Origin of the sequence: Moorena producens 3L, assembly GCF_000211815.1 — a bacterium.
GTDB lineage: Bacteria > Cyanobacteriota > Cyanobacteriia > Cyanobacteriales > Coleofasciculaceae > Moorena > Moorena producens.
Map to the genome: position 1 here is coordinate 19,782 of NZ_GL890921.1, position 10,837 is coordinate 30,618.

8 protein-coding genes and 1 pseudogene are annotated in these 10,837 nt (G+C 41.5%); 3 read left to right on the forward strand and 6 right to left on the reverse strand.

All coding sequences use genetic code 11. From position 1 onward, the window contains the following. The first annotated feature begins 104 nt into the window (after positions 1 to 104). Positions 105 to 1,334 carry a serine/threonine-protein kinase gene (locus LYNGBM3L_RS14855; protein WP_008184719.1) on the forward strand — a complete coding sequence of 410 codons (1,230 nt, stop codon included), beginning with the start codon at positions 105 to 107 and terminating at the stop codon, positions 1,332 to 1,334. 314 nt (positions 1,335 to 1,648) lie between these two features. On the opposite strand, the gene LYNGBM3L_RS14860 is transcribed toward LYNGBM3L_RS14855, so the two are convergent. The 5 genes and pseudogenes from LYNGBM3L_RS14860 to LYNGBM3L_RS14880 form a co-directional block, all read right to left on the reverse strand. Next, positions 1,649 to 2,995: a helix-hairpin-helix domain-containing protein gene (locus tag LYNGBM3L_RS14860; RefSeq protein WP_008184721.1), complete on the reverse strand. Its 1,347-nt coding sequence runs from the start codon at positions 2,993 to 2,995 to the stop codon at positions 1,649 to 1,651. A 214-nt stretch (positions 2,996 to 3,209) separates the two neighbouring features. Further along, positions 3,210 to 3,863 (reverse strand): CHRD domain-containing protein, encoded by a 654-nt coding sequence (locus LYNGBM3L_RS14865; protein WP_008184723.1) that lies wholly within the window; start codon positions 3,861 to 3,863, stop codon positions 3,210 to 3,212. 194 nt (positions 3,864 to 4,057) lie between these two features. Beyond that, positions 4,058 to 4,228: a hypothetical protein gene (locus LYNGBM3L_RS45770; protein ID WP_008184725.1), complete on the reverse strand. Its 171-nt coding sequence runs from the start codon at positions 4,226 to 4,228 to the stop codon at positions 4,058 to 4,060. Continuing rightward, a pseudogene (locus LYNGBM3L_RS38380) lies at positions 4,229 to 5,362 on the reverse strand (IS630 family transposase). Between the two features lie 697 nt (positions 5,363 to 6,059). After that, on the reverse strand, positions 6,060 to 6,737 hold the full coding sequence (locus LYNGBM3L_RS14880) for a hypothetical protein (protein ID WP_008184729.1): 678 nt from the start codon (positions 6,735 to 6,737) through the stop codon (positions 6,060 to 6,062). Positions 6,738 to 7,262: 525 nt separating this feature from the next. On the opposite strand from LYNGBM3L_RS14880, the gene LYNGBM3L_RS14885 reads away from it, so the two are divergent. Beyond that, positions 7,263 to 9,200 (forward strand): NFACT RNA binding domain-containing protein, encoded by a 1,938-nt coding sequence (locus LYNGBM3L_RS14885; RefSeq protein ID WP_008184733.1) that lies wholly within the window; start codon positions 7,263 to 7,265, stop codon positions 9,198 to 9,200. A 356-nt stretch (positions 9,201 to 9,556) separates the two neighbouring features. Here LYNGBM3L_RS14885 and lipB read toward each other — a convergent pair whose 3' ends face one another. Then, positions 9,557 to 10,213: a lipoyl(octanoyl) transferase LipB gene (lipB, locus tag LYNGBM3L_RS14890; RefSeq protein ID WP_044493304.1), complete on the reverse strand. Its 657-nt coding sequence runs from the start codon at positions 10,211 to 10,213 to the stop codon at positions 9,557 to 9,559. 191 nt (positions 10,214 to 10,404) lie between these two features. Between lipB and hpf the strand changes: the two genes are divergently transcribed. Beyond that, the coding region (gene hpf, locus LYNGBM3L_RS14895; RefSeq protein WP_008184737.1) for a ribosome hibernation-promoting factor, HPF/YfiA family at positions 10,405 to 10,837 on the forward strand (433 nt) is incomplete at its 3' end.

A 10,837-nucleotide genomic window follows, 5' to 3' on the forward strand; every position in this document is an offset into this window, starting at 1 on the left:
AAATTCCCTACTGTCACCATCAGTCCTGATCACATCATTGTTTATCTGTTCGTAGATAGGGCAATATATAATTATAGATAAAAGCCCGACTGCTGACCAGTATAATGAGCTACTGTCTCAATCCCACTTGCCCCAATCCCAAAAATCGAGAAGGAACTAAATTTTGCATTGCCTGTGGCTCGAAGTTACTGCTCAAAGAGCGATACCGAGGGATTAAACCTATAGGTCAGGGTGGATTTGGTAAAACCTTCTTGGCTGTGGATGAAGATAAACCTTCTAAGCCTCCCTGCGTGATCAAGCAGTTTTTTCCCCAAGCCCAGGGAACCAATACGGTTCAAAAGGCCGCTGAGTTATTCACCCTCGAAGCGGTACGGCTGGATGAGTTGGGCAAACATCCTCAAATTCCGGAACTGCTGGCGTATTTTTGTCAAGATAGCCAACAGTATTTAGTCCAAGAGTTTATCGATGGACAAAACTTAGTCCAAGAACTGGCAAGTCGGGGTGGATTTAATGAAGCACAAATTCGGGCGCTACTGGATGATTTGCTGCCATTGCTGCAATTTGTTCATCAACATCATGTCATCCATCGGGACATCAAGCCAGAAAACATTATTCGCCGCAGGGGTTCAAGGTCTTCTGTTGTGGGGGGAGCAACTCAGGTCGCTGGTCAACTGGTTCTGGTTGATTTTGGAGCATCGAAAGCTGCTACTGGCACTAGTCTAGGCAAAACTGGGACAGCGATTGGCTCATTTGGTTATGTATCACCAGAGCAAAGTATTGGTAGAGCAGTTTTTGCCAGTGACATCTATAGTCTTGGTATCACTTGTATTCATTTATTGACCGATAGGCACCCCTGTGATTTATTTGATGTCAGGGAGGGTGTCTGGATATGGCGGAACTTTTTGAGTCATCCTATTAGTGATCAGCTTGGTCGCATCATCGACAAGATGATAGCGGGGGCTATTAACCGACGTTATCAATCAGCGACTGAGGTAAGTAAAGATTTGCATCTTCAGACAACTCCCCCAACAGCTCTAAGGCAACAAAAACCAGTTACACCTCTAAGGCAACGAAAACCAGTTACACCAGTCAAATCTACTGTACCATCAAAGCCTGCAGTCGGGGGATTGAATAAAAGGATTGCTCAAGAATTAGAAGAATTAAAGTCTGAAATTATGGGTAATCCGACAACTAAATCAACCCATCAAACCCTTGGTTCTCAGGTGGCTGGTTCTAGTAGTTTACCGAAAACTAAAACTAAACTTGATCGGGAATTGGAGGAGATTCAATCTGAATTTCTTGACTCTTCTAATCCTCAGCAAAATCCTGGTTAAGATTGATAAAGAAGGGAGTAGGGAGTAGGGAGCAGGGAACAGGGCATAGGGCATAGTAAAAAAGAGCTCCGAAGAGTTTTTGATGTTATTAGAAATCAGCAAGATTGTTGGCGTTGCTGAATCTTTGAATAAATAGGAGTAGAGTGGGCATCCTGCCAGCCCCACAATATCGCCGAACAGGCAAGATGCCTATTCCACCTCACTCTTAAAATCATTCTATTATTAACCAACGCCAGATTGTTCATGAACTATTTGTAAATGCTATAGTTTTAGTAAATTGCTGAGAATAGAAGAGCAAAGACTAAACTCCTTATTCAACTCCTGATTACTGGAGCAGTACGGGCATCAAATCCGCTAGCTTTGAGAGCATTAACGGTTACTTGGTGATCTTGGACCCAGTATTTAGAATCAAAACGGACAAATTGATACTGCTGGGGTGCAGCAATAGTTGCTAGTACGGGGAATTTTGCCTGATGTTTTTTACCGGAATGTTTTTGCAGAATCGATTTTAATTGGTTAAGGTTGTTTGTCGTAACTTCCTGAGGGGTAAGTTCTACTACTACTGTTCGTAAACTTTCAATTAGCTCAGCATCTTCAATAATCAGTTGAATTTTCTCATCTCGCTCATCCACCTTCGCCCAAATAATTAAACGGGAATCGGCTTGCAGTAATGAACTAATTTTTTCGTAAGTTTTCGGGAATACAACTCCTTCAGCTTGACCGGTCAGATCTTCCATCTGCACAAAGGCCATGCGTTCATTATTTTTTTTGGTGAGGTGAGGCTTAACTTCGGTGAGCATTACAATAGCACTCAAAGTTGTCCCCTTCTTTTGCTCTGCTAACTCCGCCAAACTGACAGGAGAAAGAACTTGAGCTACTGGACGGGCTGATTTTAAAGGATGGTCAGACACATAAAAACCAAGCAATTCTTTTTCCCAATTTAATTTTTCTTGGCGTGAAAAATCAGACACTGCTGGAGCGCTTGGAGCAGATTCCCAAGCATTATTGTTCTGATCTGGCTCAGAATTAGTGTTGCCAAACAGATCAAAAATGTTCAGCTGACCACTTTCTCGGTCTTTGGCACGGTCTTGCGCCCAACTAATCAATGGCTCCAGGTCTTTGATAAGTTGCTGGCGGTTGGGCTGAATGCTATCAAAGGCACCACAGTAAATCAATGCTTCCAAACCACGGCGGTTAAGGGTGCGCAAATCCACGCGATCGCATAAATCTGCCAAAGCCTTAAACTCACCACCATTCTCCCGAGCCTTGATAATACAATTAATTGCTCCGTGTCCCAAATTCCGGATTGCTGAAAACCCAAACAATATACTATTAGAGATTGGGGTAAAATCCAAATCAGAACGATTGATATCTGGTGGCAAAATCTCAATCCCCATGGTTGAGCAAGTAGCAATATATTTCTGTATCTTGTCCGTGCTGTTACTACTCGCTGTCAGCAACGCTGCCATATATTCAACTGGGTAATTCGCCTTGAGATAGGCAGTTTGATAGGTTACATAGCCATAGGCCGTGGAGTGAGATTTGTTGAAGCAATTGGAAGCAACCATACCGTTTGCCAAAATAAAGTTATGGTCGTCCTTGACACCAATATCATAGACAGGTTGAGTACCTAAGGATTTGCGGCTGATGATTTTAACCATCGATTAAATTGACGAGGTAACTAGACTTTTACTTTTCCTGATTAGGGATTAGGGATTAGGGATTAAATGCTATAACCTAACATTATTAACCTAACATTATTAACCTAACAGTATTTCTAATACCATTAACCATTAACCAAGCACCATTAACCATTAACCTAACCCCTAACACCTAACCCTAAAAACTAAATTGACAGAGTACTAGTACAGAGTACTAGCTTACTAGCTTTTTTTTGATGGCTGAACCTGCACCAATGACTCCCACCGCTAGTAAACCTAATACTGAGAAAGGTTCGGAGACAGGGGTAGCAATGATTTGTCCTCTAATTATCCCTGCTGGGTCATTTTCTGAGTGAAGATTGAAATAGAGATCCGTATCTGCACCAGGAGCAGTAGCCAGCAGTCCAGGAGCAATCTCACTCAAGGAAGTACTGGCAGGATCATCAAGATCCCAAATTCCTGAGATAGTAGTTGAGCCATCCGAGTTAGAGGTAACCGTGCGGTCATCATTATCCTGATCCGGGCCAAAAATACCAAAGACTACCGGACCATTTTCCCCACGGGGAGCTTGGTGAAAATGGAGCAAGGTAGCAACATCTAGAGCATTTGCAGGACTTGCTACATCCGCTAGCTGGCTAAAGTCAACACCAACAACGTTAATACTGTAACTCAGTTCCGTACCAGCATCATTGAGTTTTAAGCTAGCAGAGCCAGTTGCTGGGGATTGGGTAACTCCTCCAGGAGCGACTTCCTGAGCACTGTCCAATGTTGCTTGAAACAGGGTATAGGCACTGGCTGGTGTAATAGCGAAGGATGGCAGTAATGCCAATCCTGTCACTAAGGTTGTAGATGCGAAGAAATGTTTCATGAGTTTATTCTTTAGTGTGTAGAGAATTGGAGATTTGACCGACCTAATAACTATAGTTTTTTTTCATCAGAGAAAAAAGCGGTCAAGCAAGTGTCAACTTTGATAACGTTTTTCTTGCTGAGTTGACGGTTGACCGTTAACTGTTTACTATCCACAAACAACCGTCAACCGTCCACAAAGAACCAGTTATTTATTTACTTCTGATCTAATTCCTCCCCAGTATCAAAAATAATCACAAATTTGACATCAGGCATCAGCTGTCGGAGACTGCGCAAGTGACCCTCTGCATCAGAGCGGTTACGGAAGCGAGCAACAACCACTCGTTGCATTTTGGGTAATAACCGCACAATTAAGCTGTTGCGCATTTAAACTGTGATAACAGCATTGCCTTTGTTTTTTATTTTTCGTACCCATTTTATAATTAACCCTCCTTCATTTAAAAGATGATTTAACAAACATTCTAATTCTTCAATTGATTTGAAAACTCGATTGGCAATATATTCTTTTGCTGAATGCCAAACCAATTCAATTAAGTTATAATCAGGACTATACTCGGGAAGATATTCTAAATAAATATTCGGCATATCTTCTTCTATTTTATGAATATATTCGGCTTTTTTGTGAAAACTAGCATTGTCTAAAATAATGACGATTTTCGGTCCTTTATTAGCAAAGTCTTCTAGTTGATTACCCGCTTCCATCCATTCATTTTCTAGCTCTTTATAAAAGGTTTTTAAAACTTCATAAAAAGTTTGACTATTGCTTTTTTTGAGGAAATCTACAAATCTTTTTTTATCTGAATATCGCAAAGCTCCCATCACATTAACTCTCCCTTGCCTTTCGGGCAAAGCCCGACGCTGCGCGAACGGTCTCCTCTAACTTTTTTTCGCTTTCCTCTTTTACACCAGTTTTTTCTTCTGATGACTCTCAAACTAAATCCGCTTTCATCCCAAAACCATACCTGAAGACGCTCTGGGCTTTCTTTTTCTATTTTTAAATACTCATCTAGTTTCTTTTTAAATGCTTCCCTTTTTTTAGGGTCTTTTTTAGAATCTAAGCTATACTTTGACCAAAGGTAAACATATTTTTTCTTGACTAGTATCCTACGAACTTGAGACCCACTTAACTTGATGCCTGTTGTATCTTCTAAATGAACGGCTAATTTTTGAGCTGTCCATCGACCAAATTCATATCCTAATTCTTCGGGTTCTTTTTCGACTAATTCTAATAATACTTCTATATATTGTTTTGTTGCTTTTTGGTGATTGCCTTTCATTCTTTTATCTTTAAGACTCTCTAAGTCATCTGGATCTCCGTGGACACACCAATAACAGACTGTGTTCTTTGAACAACCCAAAACTTCAGCAATTTCTAACTGTGTTTTTCCACTATTCAACAACAGCAAAATTAAAATACGTTCTCTAATATTTCCATTTTCTTCTATTTTTAAGGCTTTTTGAAGTATTGTTTTTTGCTGTCAGATAATTTTTTGCTGGCATATTTCCTATTATTGGGTTATTTATTAATTTTTATTATACCAATTTAAATGCCGAACAGCTTACCCACGGACTAAGACGGTCTCGATAGGTCATAATAAAATTATCTCCTATGTTACTAGGGGTTAGAGCCAGCCCCGTGGTTTTTGAGGTTCAGGGGGCTGGTTTTTGACCTTATTAATTAAGGTCACTTTTCTTATAGCATAAAAATAATATTTTAGGGTATTTTTTTGAAAATAAAATGTCAATTAAAAATTACTTAATTAGTACAAAATTATGGTGCGTTAATAACGCAACCTACGGGTAAATATAAAATCCTATAGCCGTGAATAAGTGCAAACAATACTGTAACTTCGAGTGTTTAATTGCTAAAATTTATGGTTATTCTGTACTTGTTATGCTAAATGAACAGTTTAGCAGAGGCAGCAGGGAGCAGGAATCAGGGAATAGTTAAAAGAGGCCGTCTTTATAAAATTTTGTTAGTTGAATAGTACCATTTTTATGCTACAGTAAGCTTTCCGATTTTTTTATTGCAACTTTAGCATAAAAGGTACTGAATAACATCATTTTTTTTATTCCTGAGCAGGAAAAATATAGTGTTTGCGTAGTGTGACCTACGGTTAATCTTTAGTAGACAAAACCTCTCAATTTTAGAAATGGCGAATGAAGGTTTTGGAAATTTAAAAAAAAGGAATAGAAGTTATTTTTTTTGTCTTACAGCTTTTTTAATTTGTTGTGCCAAGACCATAGTCATTATAGAATTGGCAAATCCACCAAAAAATGGTAAGTTGCTGAGCATGGCAAGAGATGCTAAAGATGGATCAATCTCCTGAGACAATATTCCTAAGATAGCATTCTCAGCTCGGCGAGTATACACACGAGAGGTAACGTTAGCATTTTTCATGTAGACATCTATATTACTTGAATAGTTATTAATAGAAATTAGCTCAATATATACCCGGTCTCGCGGATTCAATAGTTCAATAATTAAATCAAGTCGGGTTTCTTGAAGTAATAATTCTCGAACTTCTCCAAATCCAACTTCTGGAATAGTTTTGAAAGTATATCCTACAATCTTGGAATTGCTGTCTAAACGTATACTCACTGGTTGCTCCCTAATAGCTAGGTTACCAGAGTTAAAAACTTCCATATTGAATAAAAATACAGAATTTGCAGGTTCATCTGCGTATATAATTTTGAGTTCGTTACGAATTGTATCTGAGAAGGAAAGTAGTGAGGAAGAATCATTAATAATGCAATCTACTTGCTTAATCTTTTTTGTTTTCTGCCAGATAAATACAGATACGCATGCTGTAAATACTGATCCAGCAAGGGCACCTAAAGTAGCAGCAACTGTTGGATTATCGTACCAAGCCATATTTTTTGAATTTTCGGGTATTTACTAGCTAAATATTTATTATATTGCACCTGAGGGGGTGGCCAACAGCCTTAAAAGCCTTACTGGGTGTGGGGTTTGGGGTCACCGGGGTAGGGAAACATCAGGAGCTGGCTACTTTGGTAGAGACGGTTGAATCAGGTTGGGGACGGAGGTTTTTGCTGGGGTAACTCAAAATTCCCTTCTATTTTTACCAAACCCCACACCCCATACCCTGTCTACTTTTTAGCCTTGTTGTCACTTCCTCAGGCTTGGTATAGGACACTGCCTAGGTGAGCTCTGACTTGAGAAGAGGTAGTTTCTCGACTAACATCGTAGCCCTAAGGCTGACTTATACAATAGTATTGTAAATGCCCAAAATGGGAACTGGGCTAGACGGTGATCCCATAGCCATAGCCAAAATGCGATGCGCGCCCATTGAGGCGCTAGGCGATGCTCGGTACGAGCCGCTACGCGATCGCATTCTCAAACCCGAATCCTACCAAGCTCAGATCTGGCACCTGGCACATGCAACCTGTTGACTATACCACCCTGACCGCTGCTTGTTCTGAGCTGCGTGCTACCTGGGTACCAGGACGTACCGAACAAGTCTATCAACGCGATCGCTACACCATTGCTATCGCCCTACGCACCCTAAATGGTCGAGGTTGGCTCACCATTTGTTGGCATCCCCAAGCCGCCCGGATTTGCATAGGAGATCCACCCCCTCGGGTTCCCGACACCTTCACCTTTAGTGACCAACTGCGGCACCAGTTAGGTGGCTTCGCCCTAATTGCCATCGAAACCATTGCCCCTTGGGAGAGAGTATTAGACCTGCAATTTGCCAAACGCCCTGGAGAAGCACCGACTTGGCATTTGTATGTAGAAATTATCGGCAAATACAGTAACCTAATTCTCACTGATGCTGACAATCTAATTGTTACCACTGCTCATCAAGTCAGTAACCAGCAATCCAGCGTCCGTACTATTCAAACCGGTCAACCCTACGAACTCCCACCAGCCCTGACTGGCACTAGCCCCAGTTTGACTGAATCCTACCAGAGCTGGAAAGAACGAGTAAGTTTGATACCAGGAGCAGTAGCAAATCAGTTACTCAAAAGTTATCGAGGATTGAGTCCCACCCTTGCTCGCTCTATGGTACAAGCAGCTGGTTTAGACCCAAAGCAATCCACCCAAAACCTAGAAGAATCCGACTGGCAAAACCTATTTCAATGCTGGCAACAATGGTTAAAAACTTTATTAAACGTTAGCAAGTTCTCTACAGACAACCTTCAACCTGTTAACCTTCAACCAACCAACCTTCAACCTGCCAACCTTCAACCAACCAACCTTCAACCAACCAACCTTCAACCAACCAACCTTCAACCAACCAACCTTCAACCTGCTAACCTTCAACCTGCCAACCTTCAACCTGCCAACCTTCAACCAACCAACCTTTTTCACCCAGGCTGGACAAACCAAGGATATACGGTAATGGATTGGGGGATAGTTAAACCAGCTAAAAATATCCAAACCTTACTCAATTCCTATTACAGCAACCAGTTCAATCAACACGAGTTTGCCCGATTGCATAACCAACTTACTCAGAAGCTAAATAATAACCTACGAAAACTACGGCAAAAAGCTTCTAGCTTTAAGGAACGTTTACAGCAATCTGACCAAGCTGATCAATCCCGAGAAAAAGCTGACTTATTAATGGCATATCTCCAGGATTGGCAACCAGGGATGAAATCGATCACCCTACCGGACTTTGAAACCAACCAGCCAGTCAAGATTCCCTTAAATCCTGAGAAAAATGCTGTCCAAAATGCCCAAGCTTTCTACAAGCGACACCAAAAACTGAAACGAACTCGGGATGCGGTTGAGCCATTACTAAAAGAAGTACAAGATGAAATACAGTATTTAGAGCAAGTCGAGGCATCATTGACTCAGCTAAATACCTATAACACTCTAGACGACTTACAAACCCTACAGGAAATCCGCGAAGAGCTAATTGGGCAAGGATATTTAGAAGCTTCTGCTCAAAGAAGTCGTAATCTATCCGATGTTTCACAGCCCTATCGATATCAAACTCCCAGTGGCTTTGAATTATTGATTGGTCGCAACAATCGGCAAAATGACCAGCTGACATTTCGTACCGCTGGGGATTATGACCTCTGGTTTCATACCCAAGAGATTGCTGGGAGTCATGTACTACTGAGATTAGAGCCAGGAACAGTAGCTGATCCAGCAGATTTGCAATTTGCTGCTGATCTAGCCGCTTACAACAGCCGGGGGTGTCAGAGTGAACAGGTACCAGTTGTTTACACGAAACCCAAATATGTCTACAAGCCTAAAGGCGCTAAACCAGGCATGGCGATTTATAAGCACGAGCAAATCCTCTGGGGGCGTCCTGATCAAGGTCGTCATCACGTGATGGAATCTGCCTCAACCCAAAAAATGTAAACTTTAATTACAAAAAAGAACGTATTCTCTGTTACGATTAATTTAAAGCAGAAATTTTTAGGCTGTCGGTTTGGGAACGCGCAGCCTGGATTTTCCTCATGGAAAACGACGACGTATCTCTAATTAATTACGTGGATCATACCAGCTGTCTCAACAGCTGGTGATTTTTTTGATAAAATTTAAATAAAAATTAACAAATATACGGTGGAAAGAGGCAATACCGTTACCCAAAAACCAGGATGCTGTAGCAGGACTTTAGCTATTTGGTAAGCATATGCATTTGAAGTACCGTGGCCATAGGCCAATAGCTGATAGCTGAATGCTGATAGCTGAATGCTGATAGCTGAATGCTTACCCTAAAATCCCCTTTCCCCTTGGTCAATCAGTTGCAAACCAAAAACCTCAGCAAATTTACCACAGAGATCTAACCTTACCTGTTCCACACTAAGATCCGCAATAAACTGAGCTAGACTACCCACCGGTTTATCCGCAATGCCGCAGGGAACGATATGATTAAAACCTGCAAGGTCAGGACAGACATTCAAAGCAAAGCCATGCATGGTAATCCAGCGCTTCACCTTAATGCCAATGGCAGCAACTTTACATCCTTCTAGCCAGACACCAGTCATGCCAGCCACCCGCTCACCCTTTAGTCCATAGACAGCCAATACCTGAATCAAAACTTCCTCTAGCTGTCTGAGGTACCAGTGTAAATCTTGGCGATAGTACCGGAGATTGAGAATGGGGTAGCCTACCAGTTGTCCAGGACAGTGGTAGGTCACTTCACCACCACGCTCTATCCGATGCACGTCCCAGTTAACCTGATTGGGATCGAATTTGAGAAAGTCAAGACGAGATCCTTTTCCTAGGGTGTAAACCGGTGGATGCTCCAGCAACAGGAGAATATCATCCAAACTGGAATCTTGGAGCCGTTGACTAACTAGCGTACGCTGTTGCTCCCAAGCCACTGTGTAAGGGACTAAACCTTGATGACTAATTAAACATTTACGCACGATCCTCAATTATCTCATACTCTATGCCCTATTTTATCAATGTCAACGAATGCAAAGGAATTTGAAGAGAAATCAAAAGTTGATGTTGTCTAGAATACAAAGTGATAGGGTAAGAGTAAGAACCAATAGCAGATCTCCCCAACCTCCACTGCTATTGTCAAGCGCAAACGTTACGAGATGGAGTAGTCAGTATGAAGCTTGTTATCCAAGGTAAAAACATCGATATCACCGATGCAATTCGTGACTATGTACATCAAAAAATAGAAAAGGCGGTCAATCATTTTCAAAACATTACCAATCAGGTCGATATAAATCTATCGGTGGCTCGTAATCCTCGGATAAACCCTAAACAGACAGCTGAAGTAACCATTTATGCCAATAAGACAGTGATTCGTGCCCAAGAGGGTACTGAAAACTTGTATGCCAGCATTGATCTGGTCGCTGATAAGATTCATCGTCAACTGCGCAAATATAAGGAGAAGCTGCAATCTCAGAAAACCCGTAATCAGGCCAAGACACAGGTAATACTCGAAGAAGAATCGGTGCCAGTTGATCTGATTAGCGATCGCACTCCTGAGCTACCCGAAGAAGTGGTGCGCATGAAGTATTTTGCCATGCCGCCAA

Coding starts and splice junctions, on each gene's coding strand:
- LYNGBM3L_RS14855 (WP_008184719.1), top strand. CDS start 105: ATGAGCTACTGTCTCAATCCCACTTGCCCCAATCCCAAAAATCGAGAA.
- LYNGBM3L_RS14860 (WP_008184721.1), bottom strand. CDS start 2,995: ATGGTTAAAATCATCAGCCGCAAATCCTTAGGTACTCAACCTGTCTAT.
- LYNGBM3L_RS14865 (WP_008184723.1), bottom strand. CDS start 3,863: ATGAAACATTTCTTCGCATCTACAACCTTAGTGACAGGATTGGCATTA.
- LYNGBM3L_RS45770 (WP_008184725.1), bottom strand. CDS start 4,228: ATGCGCAACAGCTTAATTGTGCGGTTATTACCCAAAATGCAACGAGTG.
- LYNGBM3L_RS14880 (WP_008184729.1), bottom strand. CDS start 6,737: ATGGCTTGGTACGATAATCCAACAGTTGCTGCTACTTTAGGTGCCCTT.
- LYNGBM3L_RS14885 (WP_008184733.1), top strand. CDS start 7,263: ATGCAACCTGTTGACTATACCACCCTGACCGCTGCTTGTTCTGAGCTG.